The sequence below is a fragment of the Nocardiopsis sp. NPDC055879 genome, from assembly GCF_053615935.1.
Genome location: NZ_JBSHCT010000001.1, coordinates 294,994 through 313,805 on the forward strand (window position 1 = coordinate 294,994; position 18,812 = coordinate 313,805).

An 18,812-nucleotide genomic window follows, 5' to 3' on the forward strand; every position below is an offset into this window, starting at 1 on the left:
GGTCGACTCACCCCACCGTCACGTGCGGACGCAGGTTCTCCAGGGTCTTCTCCGCGATCCCGTCCACCCCGAGCAGGTCTTCGACGCTGGCGAAGGAACCACCGATGGACTCCCGGTGGTCGATGATCTGGCGCGCCTTCTTCTCCCCGATCCCCGGGAGGGAACGCAACTCCTCCTCGTCGGCGGTGTTGATGTTCACCGTCGCTCCCTCCCCACCGCTCGCCGCCGCGCCACCGTCACCCGGTATCTCCTCCTGCGGAACCCCCACGAGGACGCGTTCGCCGTCGGTCAGCGTCCGGGCGAGGTTGAGCAGGTCGAGATCGGCGTCGGGAAGTGCGCCGCCCGCCTCCTCCACGGCGTCGGCCACGCGGGAACCCGCGGGCATCGTGTACAGGCCCGGTTCGTTCACCTCGCCGCCCACGTGCACCACCACCTCGCCGTCCGGGGCGTCGTCGTCCGGTGGGGGAGCGCCGGAGGCGGCCGGCGGGGCGTCGTCGGACGCCGCCTGGGTGACCAGCTCTGGTGCGACGACCTCCTCGGGGCGTTCGCGCAGCATCAGGAACGCGACCCCCACCGCCAGCAGACCCAAGACCACCAGTACGGCCAGGGAACGACGCGACAACGCGGCCTCGGTGGCCCAGCCCCGGGTGATCCGGTCCAGGGCCGCCGCGGGTTCGTCCGGGACCAACTCCGTGTACCCGGCGGGAGGGCGGGATGTTCCGGTGGGCCGGTCCGGCACCGAACGTCCACGGCGGCCGGGGTCCCGCCACGGGCCGGAACCGGTGTGGGGCTCGTCCGTCGAAGGGGTGGGCTCGGGCCGCTTTGTCCCGGGACCGGGAACGGGCGCGGGCGCGGGGACGGTGAGCACGTCCTCCGGGGCGCGTTCGGGCCAGTCCCGCCCGGCGGGCCGATAGGGGGTGCGGGTGTCGCGCACCGCGTAGGGCGCGCTCGGGACGTCGGTGCCCGGCCGGGGCACGGGGACGGTCGCGGGATCGGCGGGTGGACGCGGGATACGGGCGCGCAGACGCCTGGCGGAGGGGGAGGAGTCCAAGCCGAGTGCGCGGAGTCGTTCCTCGGGGGTCGAGACGGGAGTGCGGCGCCGTGACCGGCGCGAAGCGGTCATGGATTCAACGCTAGGGAGCTCACCACCGGCTGTCACCGGGTGATCTCAACCTGTGGATAACTCGCGGGTGGCCCGCCCGGGCGACCCGGGGACGCGAAGGGCCCGGTCTCCTCGGGGGAGACCGGGCCCTGAAGGTCGCGTGCTATCTGATCCCTAGGCGGACCGGAGAGCGTCCAGACGCTTGGCGATCGCGCTCTTGCGGTTCGCGGCCTGGTTCTTGTGGATGACGCCCTTGCTCGTGGCCTTGTCCAGGGTACGAGCGGCGTCACGCTGCAGGATGGTGGCCTTCTCGACGTCCCCGGCCTCGGCGGCTTCGCGGAACTTCCGGATGGAGGTCTTCAGCGAGGAGCGCACCGCCTGGTTGCGGAGACGAGCCTTCTCGTTCTGCCGGTTGCGCTTCTTCTGCGACTTGATGTTCGCCATGCGAAAACGTGCTCCAGTAACTTTGATCTGCGCGCCGATCGATCCGGCGGCTCGTCTCATGGGCAGCCGTTCCATGAGTGGCTCGCGTGGGCGCCGACGCAGGGTGTGTGTGAGACCAGAAGGGCTCGAATTCGAACGTGGAAGTCCGAGACACGGACTCTCCATTATGCCGTATCCGTTGGACCACTCGGACCTCGGGAACGCGAGGTCACGGTATCGGTCCCAGCCACCCCGTGCGATAGGCGTCCAGATCGGCCTCCTCGGCCTCGTCGGCCAGGTAGAGCGCCACACCCGTGGTGAGTTCCTCGGGCGGCTCCGCCCTGGAAAGCCCCAACCTGATCGCGGCGATCGCGGTCAGCGCGTTCTCGTTCTCATGGCCGGGCCCCCACTTCTCACCGCTGTAGGCGGGCACCCCGAAACGCAGGGTCAGGTCCTCGCGCCCACCCAGAGCCGCCACGGACTCGGTCACCTGCCGCACCATGAATCCGCCGTACATGCCCTCGGTCGGCATGTTCGCGTCCACCCCCGGCAACACGACCTCGTCGGCGTGTTCGGTCACCTGGTCCAGATACCCCTTGGACCAGTACTTCTCCTCGCCGTCGGCGACGAACGACGCCACGCGACCACCGGGGAGCAGTTCCACGTGGTGGGCCTGCACCGACAGCACCGGGTCCGCGCCCAACTCCTCCCGCACCATCGCCATCAGCGTGGGGATCGACGGGTCGTTCACCGTCACCGGTCGGATCTCCATGTGCAGCCCGGCGAAACCGTCCGCCGCCACCTCGGCGACAGTCGGCGCGAGCGTCTCACGGGCCTCGGTGGGGAAACGGTCCCTCAGCAACGACGACCCGGACTCCACGTGCCGCAACCACGCCAGCGGACGCACCTGCGGGTAGGTGGAGTCCAGCCACGAAAGCAGCGCCTCGGTGTCGGGCACCCGCTCCACCGTTCCGTCGGCGGCCACGTCGCCCGCGTACACGTACAGGGTGTTCACCGCGCCGGTGTCCAACAGCTCGGCCAGGGCTCCGGTGTCCTCCCACGAACCCACCCAGGCCGCGTCCGTTTCCTGGGAGGCGGCCCCGTCGCTCGGCGTGCCCGAGAACTGGAAGCTCAACAGCGCGCCCGCGGCGACCACCAGCACCAGGACCGCCGCGACCCCGGCCAACAGCCGTGTCAGAAACCACTTCACCCCTACGCCACCCGCTCTCACCCACCGGGTCCGTTCCCGGCGTCGGTTCGCATAATCTGGACATCGACACCCGCGCCTCGCGCCCATACTGCCGTACCGCCTCGGGATACACCCGGTGAGGGCGGTGCCCGCGTCATGGGAGGATGGAGGACGCCGTGTGCCCGCGGCCGAGGCGGGAAACCGCCCCCACAGGCGCACACGACCCTGAACCAAACCCGTTGAACGGAGCACGGTGGCACAGCCGAACTGGACCGATCCCGCGCTGATTCGCAACTTCTGCATCATCGCGCACATCGACCATGGCAAGTCGACGCTGGCCGACCGGATGCTCCAGATCACCGGGGTCGTCGAGGACCGCCAGATGCGCGCCCAGTACCTGGACCGCATGGACATCGAGCGCGAGCGCGGTATCACCATCAAGTCCCAGGCGGTGCGGATCCCGTTCACCGCCTTGGACGACAAGACCTACACGCTCGACCTGATCGACACCCCCGGCCACGTCGACTTCACCTACGAGGTGTCGCGTTCGCTGGCCGCCTGTGAGGGCGCGATCCTGCTGGTCGACGCCGCGCAGGGCATCGAGGCGCAGACGCTCGCCAACCTGTACATGGCGCTTGAGAACGACCTGCAGATCATCCCGGTGCTCAACAAGATCGACCTTCCCGCGGCCCAGCCCGAGAAGTACGCCGAGGAGATCGCCGGAATCATCGGCTGCGAGCCCTCCGAGGTACTCAAGGTCAGCGCCAAGACAGGTGAGGGCGTCGAGGAGCTCCTCAACGAGATCGTCAACCAGATCCCGGCCCCGGTCGGCGACGCGGACGCCCCCGCCCGCGCGATGATCTTCGACTCGGTGTACGACACCTACCGCGGCGTGGTCACCTACGTGCGGGTCGTGGACGGAAAGCTCAGCCCGCGCGAGCGCATCCAGATGATGTCCACCAAGGCCTCCCACGAGATCCTGGAGATCGGCGTCAGCGCGCCGGAGCCCCAAAAGTCCGGTGGCCTCGGAGTGGGCGAGGTCGGCTACATCATCACCGGCGTGAAGGACGTGCGCCAGTCCAAGGTCGGTGACACCATCACCGCCCTGAACCGGTCCGCCACGGAGATGCTCGCCGGGTACCAGGAACCCAAGCCCATGGTGTTCTCCGGGCTGTACCCGATCGACGGCACCGACTACCCGGTGCTGCGCGACGCCCTGGAGAAGCTCCAGCTCAACGACGCCGCCCTGAACTTCGAACCGGAGACCTCGGCCGCCCTCGGCTTCGGTTTCCGCTGCGGTTTCCTGGGTCTGCTCCACCTGGAGATCACCCGCGCCCGCCTGGAGCGCGAGTTCAACCTGGACCTGATCTCCACCGCCCCCAACGTCATCTACCGGGTGGAGATGGAGGACGGCACCGAGCACGTGGTGACCAACCCCAGCGAGTTCCCCGACGGCAAGATCGACTCCATCCACGAGCCCATGGTCAAGGCCACCCTGCTCACCCCCTCCGACCACATCGGTCAGATCATGGAACTGTGCCAGGAGCGCCGCGGCGAGCTACAGGGCATGGACTACCTGTCCGAGGACCGGGTGGAGATGCGCTACATCCTGCCCATGGCCGAGATTGTCTTCGACTTCTTCGACGCGCTCAAGTCCCGCACCAAGGGGTACGCCTCGCTGGACTACGAGCCCATCGGCGAGCAGGTGGCCGACCTGGTCAAGGTCGACATCCTCCTGCAGGGTGAGCCGGTGGACGCCTTCTCCGCGATCGTGCACAAGGAGAAGTCCTACGCCTACGGCGTGGAGATGACCAAGAAGCTGCGCGAACTCATCCCCAGGCAGCAGTTCGAGGTCCCGGTCCAGGCGGCCATCGGCGCCCGGGTCATCGCCCGCGAGAACATTCGCGCGATCCGCAAGGACGTGCTCTCCAAGTGCTACGGCGGCGACATCAGCCGTAAGCGCAAGCTGTTGGAGAAGCAGAAGGAGGGCAAGAAGCGGATGAAGATGGTCGGCCGGGTCGAGGTGCCCCAGGAGGCCTTCATCACCGCGCTGTCCACGGAGTCGGCCCCCGAGGACAAGAAGAAGAAGTAGTGGTCCGTCCGGCTTCGGCCGGCGGGCGACGACGAAGGGCGGTGGGGGAGTCCCCACCGCCCTTCGTCGATGAACGAGGTGTCGTTCGTGACCGCTAGCCCTTGACCGCTCCCGAGGTCAGGCCCTCGCTGATGTAGCGCTGGAGGAACCAGAACACCGCCAGGGTGGGCAGGGACAGCATGATGGCGCCCACCGCGAACATGCCGAAGTTGGCGTTGCGCTGGGAGTCCACCAGTTGGTACAGCCCCAGGCCCAGGGTCTGGGAGTCGGTGTCCCGCAGGAACACGCTGGCCAACAGGAACTCGTTGATGGTGTTGATGAACACCAGCAGCGCCACGATCGCCAGCACCGGGGTGACCAACGGCAACATGATCCGGAAGAACACCTGGGCGTGCGTGGCCCCGTCCATCTGGGCGGACTCGTCCAGCTCCTTGGGCACGGTGTCGAAGAAACCCTTCATCAACCACGTGTTGATGCTGAGCGCACCGCCCAGGTACACCAGCATCAGGCCCCAACGGGTGTCGAAGCCGATCGCCGGGTAGAGCTCGCCGATGTTGGAGAACATCAGGTAGATCGCCACGATCGCCAGGAACTGCGGGAACATCTGGATGACCAGAAGCCCGATCAGCCCCACCCGACGGCCCTTGAACCGCATCCGGCTGAAGGCGTAGGCCGCCAGCGCCGACAGCAGCACGGTGACCGCCGCGTTGGTGAGCGCGAAGAACAGTGAGTTCGCGTACCAGGTGGTGAACGGGGTGTTGCGGAACAGCTCCATGGCATTGGACAGGCTGGCGCCCGTCGGCCACAACTGGGAACTGCTCAGGGTACCGAGCGGGTTGATCGCGGCCGATACCACGAACAACACGGGGAAGATCGCGAACGCCGCGATCACCCACATGACGGCGTGACGCCAACCCAGCCGACCGGCCCACAGGGTGAACCGGGCGCTCGGACTGCGCCGGTAGACGGGCCTGGCGGCGACTTCGGAGACGCTCATCGCTCCACCTCCTGCAGGGCCTTGGTCCGACTCAGGGTGACCACGGACATCACCGAGACGATCAGGAAGATCATCACCGACAACGCCGCCGCGTAGCCGTACTGCGCGGTGGCCTCACTGAAGGCCAGCCTGTACGTGTAGGTGATGAGCAGGTCGGTGGCGCCACCCGCGGTGGTGCCCTCCGAACCGAACGGCCCACCCCTGGTGATCAGCCACACCGCGTTGAAGTTGTTGAAGTTGAACGCGAACGTGGAGATGAGGATCGGGGTCATCGCGACCATCAGCAGCGGCAGGGTGACGTGTCTGAAGGCCTGCCAGGGCCCCGCCCCGTCCAGCTGCGCCGCCTGGCCCAGTTCCCGGGGGATGGCCTGCAACGCTCCGGTGGCGACCAGGAACATGTACGGGTAGCCCAGCCACACGTTGGCCAGGATCACCGCGAACCGTGCCGCCCACACGTCGCCCAACCAGTCCACCTGCAACCCGAGCATGCGGTTGAACAGGCCGAAGTCGGCGTTGAACATGTCCCGCCACAGCAGGTACATGGCCAGCGAACTCATGGCGTAGGGCAACACGACCAGGATTCGGTAGACCACCTTGCCGCGCATCTTGGGCACGTGCAGGGTCAGGGCCACCGCCAGGCCGACCACGAACACCAGGAAGGTGACCGTGACGGCGAACACGATGTTCCACACCAGGGTGCCGAAGAAGGAGGAAGCGAAGGTCGGGTTGAACAGGAACCGGAGGAAGTTGTCCAGTCCCACCCCGACCTGCCACCCCTGGGGAAGGCGCTGACCGTCCTCGTCGTAGAACGCGCCGCGCTCGTCGTCCGCGTGGTAGACGACGCCGGTCTCGGTGTCCTCGATGCAGTCGCAGGACTCGTCGTAGACGCGAACGGCGTTGCCCTCGAAGGCACTGGACAGGCCGCTGGAACGGATGCCCGCGCCCTCGTCGGTGGGGACGGCGAACTCCTGCATCTCGTCGCTGCGCGAGTTCACCTGGGCGGGCGTCAGGACGGTGTAGCCGATGGTGTCGGTGATCTTGCCCGAGTCGTCTACCTGGGCGCCGACCAGGTCGCTCAGCCCCTCCTCGGTGCCGGCGTAGGTTCCACCCTCGCCGTCGCTGAGGAGGAAGACCAGTTCACCGGTCTCGGGGTCGCCGTTGGCGGCCACGGTGAGGACGAACTCACGGGAGTCGGCGTCGCGGGTCACCGAGAACGCCTCGATGGACGCGATCGCCTGGTCCTTGGAACCCCGGTGACCATCGCTCATGTTGGTGAGCGAGGTGCTCATCGTGTAGAGCACCGGGAAGATCTGGAAGGCCATCAGGAAGAGCACACCCGGCACGAGGTACTTGGCCGGGACGGTGCGCTTGGAGAAGTAGACCCAGTAGACGAGGGCCACCACGGCCACGACCAGACCGATTCCCCACCACACACCCGCGAGGTACAGGGGCAGGACCGCCCATACGCCGAGGGCGGTGAAGAGACCCAATAGGAGGATCTTCATGATCTGGCCGCCGAGGGAGCCGCCCGCCAGTGGGCCTCTCGGGCTTTTGCGGCCCGCGGGCGCCCCCTTGGAGGAGGCGCCCGCGTCGCCGGAACGGTCTGCCGCCACGGTTACCGGCCGATCCGCTCGGCGACGGCTTCGTGGGCGGTCTCCAGGGCCTCACGGGGGTCCGCGCCACTGATGATCTGGGCCTGGGCCACACCCAGGGGCTCCCAGGTCTCACCCATCTCGGGGATGTTCGGCATCGGCATGCCGTTCTCACCGGTCTCGGCCATCAGCGCGATGTTCGGGTCCTCTTCGGAGACGGCCTCCAGGGCCTCGCTCTGCACCGGGGTGCGCGGGTCGGCGTCGTAGAGCGTCTGGATGAAGTCGGAGTCGGTGACGTAGTTGACCACGAACTCCTCGGCCAGCGCGCTGTTGGCGCTGCCCTCGGTCACGAAGAAGCCCTGGTAGCCGATGTAGGGGCTGGCGGGGTCGAGCCCGTCGAAACCGGGGATGGCGCTGATCTCGTAGTCGATGTCGGAGGTGTTGGCGTCACTGACGTTCCAAGGGCCGGCGACGAAGAACGGGGCTTCGCCGTCGAAGAACAGGGAGGCCTCGTTCTCCAGGTCGATGGAGCGGCGCAGCACCCCTTCGCCCTCCTCGCCGTACTCGGCGATCTTCTCCATGGCCTCGATCGTCTCGTCGGAGCCGATGCCGAGGTCCTCGGGGTCCCAGTCGCCGTTGTCGTCCTGCCCGAACAGGTAGCCGCCGGCCGAGGTCATCAGGGCGTTCATGCGGAAGGGGTCGCCCTCCTGGCCGACCGCCATCGCCAGGACCTCGCTGGTCTCACCGTCGTCCTTGAGGTCGGTGCCGACCTCGACGAGCTCCTCGAAGGTCTCCGGGGCGTCCGGAGCCAACTCGGTGTTGCGCATGAGGAAGATGTTCTCCTGCGCGTAGGGAACGCCCAGGAGCTGACCCTCCAGGGTCATGGCCTCCACGGCGGTCTCGTCCAGCGCCTCGGCGCGGTCGGTGGGCAGCTCGATCGGCTGGACGGTGCCGTTGCGCAGCAGGTTGCCGGTCCAGTCGTGGGCGCCGATGAAGACGTCGGGGGCGTTGCCCGCCTGGTGGGCGTTGACGATGTCGCCCTGGATGTCGTCGAAGGAGACGTTCTGGACGTCGACCTCGATGCCGTTGGCCTCGGCGAATTCGGCGGCGGCGCTCTGGATGGCGTCGGCGCGCTCGGGGTCGGACCAGATGACGAGGGTGCCCTCTGCGGAGCCCTCCTCACCGCCGCCGGTGTCGCCGTCGCTGCCACACGCGGTCGCCATCAAGGCGATCGCGGCGATGCCTGCGACCGCTGACGCGCTTCGAGATCTCATGGTGTCTTCCTTCCAAGAGGACTGACGGAGGGCATGCATGCGGTTCTGGAGGTTGCGGGTCCGTTGCGGGCATGCTTGATGATGTGACGTTAGCAATAACTTGCAGGACATGAAAGTCCTTGCAAACTCTGGGGATAAAGATGTGGATACACCCTGGAAACAGTCGGGTGATGGTCACTGGGAGTGCATGAACCGGTGCTCGTTCGAGGGCCCGGGTCAGGGGCTGAAGCTCTCCAGGATCAGTTGTTCGGCCTCGGTCAGCGCATCCGCCGGGTCGGCTCCACCGATGATGTCCGCGGTCGCCTGGGAGAACGGGTTCCACACGGCCTCCATCTCCGGGATCGCGGGCATGGGGATGCCGCCCTCCCCGGCCCGTTGGAACGCCTCCATGTGGGGGTCCTGGCCGGCCACCATCTCCATCGCCGCGTCCAGCGCGGGCACACGGGGGTCGGACTCGTACAGGATCACCGACAGCTCGGGGTCGGCGAGGAAGGCCTCGGCCAACTCCTGGGCCAACGTCGGCTCGGCCGCGCCGGAGGCCACGAAGAACGTCTGCACACCGATCAGGGAGCGCGCCTCGGCGCCGTCGGCGAACCCGGGGATCGGGCTCACCTCGAACGGGATCCCGTTCGTCTCGATGGTGGAGACGCTCCAGGGGCCGCTGACCAGGAAGGGGGCCGCGCCCGTGGCGAACAGGTCGGTGGCGTTGTCGGCGGTGGTGTCGCGATCGAGCAACCCCGAACCGTCCTCGCCGAGTTCGGCCAACTTCTCGAAGGCCGCGATCGACTCGGGCGCCGCCACCCCCAACTCGGTGGGGTCCGGGTCGCCCGATTCGTCCTCGCCGAACAGGTAGCCACCGGCCGAGGTGAAGAACGGGTGGATGTGGTAGGCGTCGCCCTCCTCGCCGACCTGCAGACTCAACGCCTGATCGACCGACCCCGCGTCCACGAGGTCCTTCCCGATCCGGGCCATGTCCTCGATCGACTCCGGTGCCTCCGGGACCAGGTCCGTGTTGCGGAACAGCCCCAGGTTCTCGGTGGCGTACGGAACCCCGTACACCTCGCCGTCGTAACCGACCGCCTCCAAGGCGCCCGGTGAGAACAGGTCGGACCGGGAGGGGTCCAGCCCCACCGGAACGATCGACTCCGCCGCGGCCAGTTCACCCGTCCAGTCATGGGGGCCGACCAGGAGGTCCGGGCCCAGGCCGGTGGCGTGCGAACTCAGGAAGCTGGCGCGCAGCTCCTCGTGGTCGATCACGATCACCTCCACCTCCTGGTTGACGTCACGGGAGAAGGCCTCCGCGAAGGTCCGCATGGCCTGCGCACGGTCCTCGTCGGCCCAGATGGTCAAGGGGATCGACGAGTAGTCGTCGACCTCCTCCGCGCCCGAACACGCGACCAGGGTCAACGCCAGCGTGCCCGCGCACAGTGAGAGAGGAAGTTTCCTCATGATGCACTCCAAAGGAAGAGCCGGCGGGGACCGTGGACACACGGAAGGGGTGGCCCCGCATCAGGGGATCTGGGGGTGAAGCAGGGGTGAAACAGGGGGTGACGCCGGGCGGTCCGGGACGAGGGCCGCCCGGCGTCGGTGGTCAGACGCTCAGCCAGGCCGAGCTCTCGGCGGGCAGCGTCAAGGTGCCCTCGGACACCTCGACACCCGGGCCACTGGCGACCAGGACCTCACCGGAGGCGGACAGCTCCACCGGCGCCTCGGTCATGTTCACGGCCACCCGAACACCGGGCTCGCGCTCGAAGCAAAGGACACCCTCGGGCGACTCCAGCCAGTTCATGGAGCCGTCGCCCAGGGCGTCCAGCTCCCGACGCAGCCGCAGCGCGGTCTTGTACAGCTCCAGGGTGGAGCCCTCCACGCCGCTCTGGTCGGCCCGGGTCGACCCGGCCCAACGCTCGGGCATGGGCAGCCACGGGATGGAACCCTCGGGACCGAACCCGAACGGCGCCTCCTCGCCCTCCCAGGGCAGCGGCACACGGCACCCGTCACGGCCGCGCTCGGTACGACCCGAACGCTCCCAGTTGGGGTCCTGCAACGCTTCCTCGGGCAGGTCGGTGACCTCCGAAAGGCCCAGCTCCTCGCCCTGGTAGATGTACGCGGAACCGGGCAGGCCGAGCATGAGCAGCGTCGCCGCGCGCGCACGACGCAGGCCCTGCTCGCCGTCGCCGAAGCGGGTCACGTGCCGGACGACGTCGTGGTTGGACAGCACCCAGGTGGTGGTGGCGCCCACGGCCCCGTTGGCCTTCAGGGAACCGTCGATCACCTCGCGCAGCCGGGCCGCGTCCCAGGGGGCGGTCAGGTACTCGAAGTTGAACGCCTGGTGCAGCTCGTCCGGACGCAGGTAGCGCGCGATCCGGTTCGAGTCCTCGACCCAGGCCTCCGCCACCAGGGCGCGGTCGCCCTCGTAGGTGGACGCGATCCGCGACCAACGACGGTAGATCTCGTGCACGCCGTCCTGGTCGAAGTACGGCAGCGAGGTGCTGCCGTCGAGCATGTCGGCCTTGGCGTCGGGGTCGATGTCGGGCAGGGCCGGGTCCTTGACCATGCCGTGCGCGACGTCGATCCGGAAGCCGTCCACCCCACGGTCCAACCAGAAGCGCAGGACGTCGTCGAACTCGTCGTGCACCTCCTGGTGGGTCCAGTCGAAGTCGGGCTGACCGGGGTCGAACAGGTGCAGGTACCACTGTTCGGGGGTGCCGTCGGGGCGGGTGAGGCGGGTCCAGGCCGGACCACCGAAGATCGACTTCCAGTTGTTCGGCGGCTCCTCGCCGTCGGCGCCCTTGCCGTCCCGGAAGATGTAGCGCGCGCGAGCCGGGTCGCCCGGCTCGGCGGCCACGGCCTCGCGGAACCACGCGTGCTCCGAGGAGGAGTGGTTGGGGACGACGTCGATGATCAGACGGATGCCCTGTTCGTGGGCGTCCTTGAGCAGGGCGTCGAAGTCGTCGAGGGTACCGAATCGTGGGTCGACGTCACGATAGTCGGCGACGTCGTATCCGCCGTCGGCGAGCGGTGAGACGTAGAACGGGGTCAACCAGATCGCGTCGACGCCCAACTCCGCCAGGTGGGGGAGACGCTCGCGGATCCCCGCCAGGTCACCCTCTCCGTCCCCGTTGGAGTCGGCGAAGCTGCGCACATAGATCTGGTAAATGGCTGCTTCACGCCACCAGTGCGCCTCGTGCTGCATCAGCGGGGTCCTTCCGTAAGAGTGGCTGCAAGTTCTTGCGCAAGATTACCGTCAACTTTCTGCCATGTGACGCCGATCTCGACTAGAGTTGTCGTTATGGGTCCACGACTTGCCGACATCGCGCGGCACGCAGGCGTCAGCGAGGCGACCGTCTCGCGGGTGCTGAACGACAAGCCCGGCGTCGGCGGCGACACCCGAAAAGCCGTCCTGACCGCCCTCGACGTCCTTGGATACGAGCGTCCGGCGCGGCTGCGACAACGCTCCGCCGGGTTGGTCGGCATGGTGATCCCCGAGCTCGACAACCCGGTCTTCCCGATGTTCGCCCAGGCCGCGGAGGGAGCCCTCGCCCAGCGTGGCTACACCCCGGTGTTGTGCACCCAGACCCCCGGCGGAATATCCGAGGACGAATACGTCGAGCTGCTCCTGGAGCGCAACGTCTCCGGCATCCTCTTCGTCTCGGGCAAGCACGCCGACACCTCCGCCTCGCACGAGCGCTACCACGCCCTGGTCGCCAGACGGTTGCCGATCGTGCTGGTCAACGGCTACTCCGACGCCATCCCCGCGGCGTTCATCTCCGCCGACGACCGTGAGGCCGGCCGTCTGGCCGTCAACCACCTGGTCGCCCTCGGCCACACCCGCATCGGCTTCACCAGCGGACCCGAGCGCTACGTCCCGGTCCACCGCAAGCTGGAGGGCTTCCACCAGGCGCTGACCGAACACGGCCTGGACGCCGACGACCTCGTCGAACTCTCCCTGTTCGGGGTCGAGGGTGGGCACGCCGCCGCGAACCGCCTCATCGAACGCGGTGTCACCGCCATGGTCTGCGGATCCGACATCATGGCGCTGGGCGCCATCCGCGCCGCCCGCCAGCGCGGTCTGCGCGTCCCCCAGGACTTCTCCGTGGTCGGCTACGACGACTCCCAGCTCATCGCCTTCACCGACCCGCCCCTGACCACCGTCCGGCAGCCGATCAACGCCATGGCGATGGCCGCCGTGCGAGCCCTGTGCGACGAGATCGCCGGACACCCCGTCTCCCACGCCGAGTACGTCTTCGACCCCGAACTGGTCGTGCGCGGCTCCACCACCGCGGTACCGGCCGCCCCCTCCCACACCGTCGCGGCGCCCTCCCGACACCAACCCAGGGTCGCCGCCCAGGGCCACTGACCGGCCGGGCGCCCGAACACGAAGAGACACGAACACGAAAAGGGGGGTGCGTGCCGCGCGCACGCACCCCCGTTTCCCGTCCCGCACCCACCGCGGGACGGGAGCTCGGGTCACCGCAGGGCGGGGAACCCGCGGACCAGGGCGGTGGAACCCCACCAGCGACCCAGCCCGAGGGTTTCGGCCGACCGCACGCACGCCAGGCCCACCAGCACCAGGGCGTAGACGATGTGGTCGTCCATGAACGGGTTGGTCTCCAAGGGCAGCACCGCCGCCCACATCAGGATCATCATCAACGCGCCCGTGGCGGCGGCGATCCTCTCACCGATGCCCAGGACCAGGGCGGCTCCGATGCCCAGCAGCCCCGCCATGAACAGCGGGTCCGCCCAGAAAGTCCCGGCGATCGAGCCGAACGCTCCGGCGAAGGGACCATCGACCGCGTTGGTGAGGAACCCTTCGGTGGGGCTCGCCCCGTTGATCCAGGCGGCTTCGGCGGGGGTGGCGAACCCCAGCCCCAGCAGTTTGTCGAAGAAGGCCCACAGGAACACCCAGCCGATCGAGATCCGGGTGACGGCGAAGACGTAACGGGCCGCGCGGGACCCGATGAGGGATCGCCCCTCCATCGGCGCGCTCCGGGGGGTGGTCGTGTGGTCGGACATCGTGTGTCCTCTCGCCGAACTGTTGTGTCACCTCCAAGACAACCCCTTGTACGAGCGCCTTTCGAGGCCCGGTGGTAATGGCCGCCAAGGACGAAGGTCCCACCTCGGCGGGCGTTCCGGGAAAGCCCCGGATCACCGCCCCCGCGCACGTCCGCGACCGGTCGGTATGTGTCCGAGCTCTCGATGTCGCGAGCTCTCCGCCACAGCCGGGCCGCGACCGTGCCCGCCCACCCCGCCCCGTCGGCGACACTGGGAACATGCCTTCCGTAGCCCTCGACGGCGAACCGGTGCCCCGCACCGGGGAGCTTCCCGCGCACTCCCTCGCCGAACTCGGCGACCGGCCCCTCGGGTTCTACGTCCACGTGCCCTTCTGCGTCACCCGATGTGGCTACTGCGACTTCAACACCTACACCGCCGAGGAACTCGTCTCCCGGGACGGCACCGCCACCTCCTCCCGCGAGACCTACGCCGAACAGGCCATCGCCGAGATCGACCTCGCCGACAAGGTCCTGACCGGCGAGCGCCCCCCGGTGAGCACCGTGTTCATCGGAGGCGGCACGCCCACCCTGCTGCCCGCCGAGGACCTGGGGAGCGTGCTGGCCGCCATCAGGGACCGCTTCGGTCTCACCCCCGACGTCGAGGTCACCACCGAGGCCAACCCGGAGACGGTCACCCTCGACTACCTGCGCCGCCTACGCGAGGCCGGCTTCAGCCGGGTCTCCTTCGGTATGCAGAGCGCCCGCCCGCACGTCCTGCGCGTCCTGGAGCGAGGCCACACGCCCGGACGGCCCGAACAGTGCGTGGCCTGGGCACGTGAGGCCGGGTTCGAGCACGTCAACCTCGACCTGATCTATGGCACCCCGAGTGAGAGCGACGACGACTGGGCGGGGTCCTTGGAGGCCGCGATCGGCGCGGGCCCCGATCACGTCTCCGCCTACTCGCTCATCGTCGAGGAGGGCACCCGGCTGGCCGCCCGGGTGCGCCGCGGCGAACTCACCGAACCCGACGACGACACCATGGCCGACCGCTACCTCATGGCCGACCAGGCCCTGGCCGCCGCCGGATACACCCCCTACGAGGTTTCCAACTGGGCACGCGCGCCCGAGGGCCGCAGCGCGCACAACTCGCTGTACTGGACCGGTGGGCACTGGTGGGGCGTGGGCCCCGGCGCGCACAGCCACGTCGGTGGAACCCGCTGGTGGAACGTCAAGCACCCGGCCGCCTACGCCGCGCGCCTGGCCGCCCGGGAGACGCCGGCACAGGCCAGGGAGATCCTCACCGAGGACGAACGCCGCTTCGAACGCGTCCTGCTCGAACTACGGATGGAACAGGGCTGCCCCCTGGAGCTGCTCGACGCCTCCGGTCTGACCACCGCCGAACGCCTGGTGGGGGAGGGGCTGCTGGAACCCGGAGCCCACGCCCGCGGATACGCCGCCCTGACCCGCCGAGGCCGTCTGCTCGCCGACGCGGTCGTGCGCGACCTCACCTGAGTCGCGCCGGCGAACGCGCGACCCGGACACGACGAAGGGGCCCGGCCGAAGCCGAGCCCCGGTCGTGGCCGGAGACTACTTCACCCAGCTGACGTTGAACGGGTAGCGGTACCACTCGCCCTTGTTGGCCGCGATGCCGCCGAGGATGCCGAAGACGACCGCGCACACCCACACGGCCAGCTGCAGGATGGCCCCGATGAAGATGATGTACAGCACCGCCGAGATCAGGTAGCCGATCAACAGGATGAACTGGAAGTTCAGCGCCTGAGCGGCCTGGTCGCGAACGAACGGGGACTCGTCCTTCTTGATCAGGAAGAAGATCAGCGGGCCGAGGAAGCTGAGCAGGATGCCGCTCAGGTGACTGAGCAGACCCATGGTGCGCTCGTCCTGGTTGGGCTGACCGGTGGTCGCCGAGGACCCCTGCATGCCGGGGTGCGGGGCGTAGCCGCCGTACTGGCCCTGCTGCGCGTAACCACCCTGGTCGTAGCCGGGAGGCGGCGGGTAACCGCCCTGGCCGTAGCCGGGCTGCTGCGGGTGGCCACCCTGGTCATATCCGGGCTGCTGCGGGCCGCTCTGACCATAGCCGGGCTGACCGGGCGGCGGGGGCGGGTATCCTCCGCCCTGGTCGGGCGCGGGATAGCCGCCCGAGGGCTGACCGGGTTGGCCGCCCTGCTGGGAGTACGGATCCTCCGGAGATGGGCCGTTGGGGTAGGACATGGCTCGGTTTCCTTGTCGGTGCGAGAGCTGTATCTACTTGAGAAGTCGGATGCTGAACGGGTAGCGGTACCACGCCCCCTTGTTCGCGCCTGAGGCCCCTAGGACGCCGAAGACGATGGAAAGGATCCATACGAGGGCGATGAGAAGGGAACCGATCCACGCCAGGTTCCCGAAGAAGATACCCAGACCAACGTACAGAACCCCCGCGAACACGTAAGGGATCAGCATCGTGATCTGGAAGTTCGCGGCCTCGGCGGCGTGGTGCCGCACGAACGGCGACGTGTTGCGCTTGGCGAAGTAGATGGCCAGCGGCGGGATCCAGCCGAGGAAGGCGATCATGAAGCCGGTCAGGTGCGCCGACATCGCGACCAGGATGCCATCGTCGCCGCTCGACCGCTGGGGCTGCCGCGCGTACCCCTGCTGAACGTAGGGCTGCTGCCCGGGAACCTGCTGGGGCTGCTGGGCGAACCCCTGCTGTGGCGCCTGCGGCTGCTGCGCGTACTGCTGCCCGTGGTCGGCGGGTCGCGCGGATGCGGGCGGGGCGAAACCCGGCTGTCCCTGCTGGGGTGGCCGCTGCGCGTACTGCTGCGGCATCTGGGCCTGCTGCTGCGGCTGCTGAGGCGGATACTGCTGACCGGGACCGGGACCGGGACCGGGCCGGGCGCCCGGGGGCTGCTGCGGATGCGGCCCGGGCGTCCGCCCGTACCCCGGCCCGCCCTGCTGTGGGGGCGCCTGCGGCGCCTGTGGCGGCAGCGGAGGCCGTTGCTGCCCCTGCGGCTCGTCCGGGGACGGGGGATTCGACGGAGTCTCGCTCATGGTCTTCCTTGGATCCGCTGTCGGGGATGCTGATCGGACGTGCCCGAATGGTGGGGCCGGTGGTCCCGCAAGCCTAGTCTTCCAGGGGATGGGGGCCCGTGACGAAGTCGATGAGCTCCTCGACACGTCCCAACAGGGAGGGTTCGAGGTCACCATAGCCGCGCACCGACCCCAGGATGCGGCGCCATGCCTCACCCGTCTCCATCCGCCACCCCAGGGCGTCCACGACCCCCTCCTTCCACGGGAGTCCACGCGGCACCCGCGGCCAGGCCCCGATCCCGACCGCGCCCGGCCGGACCGCCTGCCACACGTCCACATACGGGTGCCCGACCACCAGCACGTCCTCGCCGCGCACCCGCTCGGCGATACGACTCTCCTTGGACCCGGGCACCAGGTGGTCCACCAGCACACCCAACCGGCGCCCCGGCCCGGGGGCGAACTCCGCCACCACCGCGGGCAGGTCGTCCACACCCTCCAAGAACTCCACGGCCACGCCCTCCACCCGCAGGTCGTGACCCCACACCTTCTCCACGAGCTCGGCGTCGTGCGCGCCCTCGACGTAGATACGGCTCTCCCGCGCGGTACGCGCCCGCGCGCCGGTCACCGCGATCGATCCCGAGGCGCTGCGCAGCGGGCCCTTCGGCTTCGCGGTGGGGCGCACCAGCGTCACCGGTCTCCCGTCCACCAGGAACGCGGCGGGTGCCAACTCGAACACCCGGCGACCACCGTCACGGTCCTCCAGGGTCACCGTGGCCTTGTCCCAGGCCACCACCGCCCCACAGAACGTCTCGTCGGCGTCCTCGACCACCAGGTCGTGGTCGAGTGGGATCTCGGGCACCGTGCCCTTCTTGGGGAGTCGCCGGTCTCCGGCCAGAACGTCGCGGCCGTAACGGCCGGTTCCATTGGTAACCACGGTGCCGCAGTGTACTGGTGACAGGCTCAGGAACCGCGTGGTCGGGTGGCGCACGTCGCCGATCCGTCGGGAAGAAGACGGCCTCGCTCCCGTGTTACTACCGGCGGGTACCCACACGCGTTTGCGGTCGGGCATAGAATTAGCACTGAGGACCACGGAGTGCCAGGAGGTGGCGAGTTGCTGGATGAGCGCAAGCTCGCGGTCCTGCGTGCCGTCGTCGAGGATTTCGTCAACACCAACGAGCCCGTCGGTTCCAGGTCGTTGGCCGACCGACACCCGCTCGGTGTCTCCCCGGCGACCATCCGCAACGACATGGTCGCGCTGGAGGAGGACGGGTACATAGCCCAGCCGCACACCAGCGCGGGGCGAGTGCCCACGGACAAGGGATACCGCCTGTTCGTGGACCGGCTCTCCTCGGTCAAGCCGCTCTCGGCCGCCGAACGCCGCGCCATCGAGTCCTTCCTCGGCGGTGCCGTGGACCTCGACGAGATCGTCGCCCGCACGGTGCGGTTGCTCGCGCAGCTCACCCGTCAGGTCGCGATCGTCCAATACCCGTCGCTGACCCGTTCGTCGGTGCAGCACGTGGAACTCGTACCCCTGGGCGGCCAACGCATCATGATGGTCGTCATCACCAACACCGGACGGGTCGAACAGCGCGTCATCGACGGTCTGGGCGTCGTCGACGAGAAGGTGGTCGACGATCTGCGCAACATGCTCAACCGCGCCATATCCGGGAAGCACCTCGGTGACGTACCGGACGCGGTGGACGACCTCCCCGCGCAGGTTGCCCCGGAGGACCGGCCCGTGGCGGTCGCCGTCCTCTCGGTCCTGCTGGAGAGCCTCGTCGAACGACACGAGGAGAAGATCGTACTGGCGGGAACCGCCAACCTCGCCGCGGTCGACTTCGCGGCGAGTCTGCGGGACGTGCTCGAAGCACTGGAAGAGAACATGGTCCTCATCCGTTTGCTGGGTGAGGCGAAGGACCCCTCGATGCTCACGGTGCGCATCGGCGCCGAGAACTTCCACGAGGGCCTTCGATCCACCTCCATCGTTTCGGCCGACTACGGTGTGGGAAACCAGTCGCTGGCCAAGATCGGTGTGGTGGGACCCACCCGGATGGACTACCCGGGGACGATGGGCGCCGTCCGTGCGGTGGCTCGGTATGTCGGACAGATTTTGGCAGGACAGTAACTC

General features: G+C 68.6%; 17 protein-coding genes. 5 read left to right on the forward strand and 12 right to left on the reverse strand.

All coding sequences use genetic code 11. The annotated features are described in order from the left end of the window. Window positions 1–7 precede the first annotated feature (7 nt). The 3 genes from ACWGKS_RS01195 to ACWGKS_RS01205 all read right to left on the reverse strand — a co-directional run bounded on the left by ACWGKS_RS01195 (window position 8) and on the right by ACWGKS_RS01205 (window position 2,735). Window positions 8–1,123, reverse strand: a complete 1,116-nt coding sequence (locus tag ACWGKS_RS01195) for a helix-hairpin-helix domain-containing protein (protein ID WP_358512071.1) — start codon at window positions 1,121–1,123, stop codon at window positions 8–10. Window positions 1,124–1,276: 153 nt separating this feature from the next. Continuing rightward, window positions 1,277–1,546, reverse strand: coding sequence for a 30S ribosomal protein S20 (gene rpsT / locus ACWGKS_RS01200; protein WP_067605805.1), 270 nt, complete (start codon window positions 1,544–1,546; stop codon window positions 1,277–1,279). A gap of 208 nt (window positions 1,547–1,754) precedes the next feature. Next, window positions 1,755–2,735: a hypothetical protein gene (locus tag ACWGKS_RS01205; protein ID WP_358512068.1), complete on the reverse strand. Its 981-nt coding sequence runs from the start codon at window positions 2,733–2,735 to the stop codon at window positions 1,755–1,757. 232 nt (window positions 2,736–2,967) lie between these two features. Between ACWGKS_RS01205 and lepA the strand changes: the two genes are divergently transcribed. Further along, complete coding sequence (gene lepA, locus ACWGKS_RS01210) at window positions 2,968–4,806, forward strand: translation elongation factor 4 (protein WP_358512065.1); 1,839 nt, start codon at window positions 2,968–2,970, stop codon at window positions 4,804–4,806. Between the two features lie 94 nt (window positions 4,807–4,900). Here the strand turns inward: lepA and ACWGKS_RS01215 are convergent, their stop codons facing one another. The 5 genes from ACWGKS_RS01215 to ACWGKS_RS01235 form a co-directional block, all read right to left on the reverse strand. Next, entirely contained in the window at window positions 4,901–5,803 is a 903-nt protein-coding gene (locus ACWGKS_RS01215; protein WP_358512062.1) for a sugar ABC transporter permease, read from the reverse strand. Continuing rightward, window positions 5,800–7,416: an ABC transporter permease subunit gene (locus ACWGKS_RS01220; RefSeq protein ID WP_358512059.1), complete on the reverse strand. Its 1,617-nt coding sequence runs from the start codon at window positions 7,414–7,416 to the stop codon at window positions 5,800–5,802. Before ACWGKS_RS01220 ends, ACWGKS_RS01215 begins: the two co-directional genes overlap by 4 nt. A gap of 2 nt (window positions 7,417–7,418) precedes the next feature. After that, window positions 7,419–8,669, reverse strand: coding sequence for a sugar ABC transporter substrate-binding protein (locus tag ACWGKS_RS01225; RefSeq protein ID WP_358512056.1), 1,251 nt, complete (start codon window positions 8,667–8,669; stop codon window positions 7,419–7,421). A gap of 216 nt (window positions 8,670–8,885) precedes the next feature. Beyond that, on the reverse strand, window positions 8,886–10,118 hold the full coding sequence (locus ACWGKS_RS01230; RefSeq protein ID WP_358512054.1) for a sugar ABC transporter substrate-binding protein: 1,233 nt from the start codon (window positions 10,116–10,118) through the stop codon (window positions 8,886–8,888). A 142-nt stretch (window positions 10,119–10,260) separates the two neighbouring features. Next, complete coding sequence (locus tag ACWGKS_RS01235; RefSeq protein WP_358512051.1) at window positions 10,261–11,862, reverse strand: glycoside hydrolase family 13 protein; 1,602 nt, start codon at window positions 11,860–11,862, stop codon at window positions 10,261–10,263. 96 nt (window positions 11,863–11,958) lie between these two features. On the opposite strand from ACWGKS_RS01235, the gene ACWGKS_RS01240 reads away from it, so the two are divergent. Further along, entirely contained in the window at window positions 11,959–13,026 is a 1,068-nt protein-coding gene (locus ACWGKS_RS01240; protein ID WP_358512048.1) for a LacI family DNA-binding transcriptional regulator, read from the forward strand. 110 nt (window positions 13,027–13,136) lie between these two features. Here the strand turns inward: ACWGKS_RS01240 and ACWGKS_RS01245 are convergent, their stop codons facing one another. After that, the gene (locus tag ACWGKS_RS01245; RefSeq protein WP_358512045.1) at window positions 13,137–13,682 is read right to left on the reverse strand and encodes a hypothetical protein; all 546 of its coding nucleotides are present in this window, start codon (window positions 13,680–13,682) and stop codon (window positions 13,137–13,139) included. Window positions 13,683–13,939: 257 nt separating this feature from the next. Here ACWGKS_RS01245 and hemW point away from each other — a divergent pair, with 257 nt between their 5' ends. Continuing rightward, window positions 13,940–15,172, forward strand: a complete 1,233-nt coding sequence (gene hemW, locus ACWGKS_RS01250; protein WP_452455883.1) for a radical SAM family heme chaperone HemW — start codon at window positions 13,940–13,942, stop codon at window positions 15,170–15,172. Between the two features lie 75 nt (window positions 15,173–15,247). Here hemW and ACWGKS_RS01255 read toward each other — a convergent pair whose 3' ends face one another. Beyond that, window positions 15,248–15,889, reverse strand: a complete 642-nt coding sequence (locus ACWGKS_RS01255; RefSeq protein ID WP_358512039.1) for a DUF4870 domain-containing protein — start codon at window positions 15,887–15,889, stop codon at window positions 15,248–15,250. Between the two features lie 33 nt (window positions 15,890–15,922). Continuing rightward, window positions 15,923–16,252: a DUF4870 domain-containing protein gene (locus ACWGKS_RS01260; protein WP_358512036.1), complete on the reverse strand. Its 330-nt coding sequence runs from the start codon at window positions 16,250–16,252 to the stop codon at window positions 15,923–15,925. On the opposite strand from ACWGKS_RS01260, the gene ACWGKS_RS01265 reads away from it, so the two are divergent. Continuing rightward, a complete protein-coding gene (locus tag ACWGKS_RS01265; protein ID WP_452521435.1) occupies window positions 16,241–16,738 on the forward strand; it encodes a hypothetical protein in 498 nt (165 codons plus the stop codon). The genes ACWGKS_RS01260 and ACWGKS_RS01265 overlap by 12 nt on opposite strands. Before the next feature lie 40 nt (window positions 16,739–16,778). Here the strand turns inward: ACWGKS_RS01265 and ACWGKS_RS01270 are convergent, their stop codons facing one another. Continuing rightward, window positions 16,779–17,618: a DUF3097 domain-containing protein gene (locus tag ACWGKS_RS01270; protein ID WP_452455886.1), complete on the reverse strand. Its 840-nt coding sequence runs from the start codon at window positions 17,616–17,618 to the stop codon at window positions 16,779–16,781. A 177-nt stretch (window positions 17,619–17,795) separates the two neighbouring features. Here ACWGKS_RS01270 and hrcA point away from each other — a divergent pair, with 177 nt between their 5' ends. Further along, complete coding sequence (gene hrcA, locus ACWGKS_RS01275; RefSeq protein ID WP_067605768.1) at window positions 17,796–18,809, forward strand: heat-inducible transcriptional repressor HrcA; 1,014 nt, start codon at window positions 17,796–17,798, stop codon at window positions 18,807–18,809. Window positions 18,810–18,812: the final 3 nt, after the last annotated feature.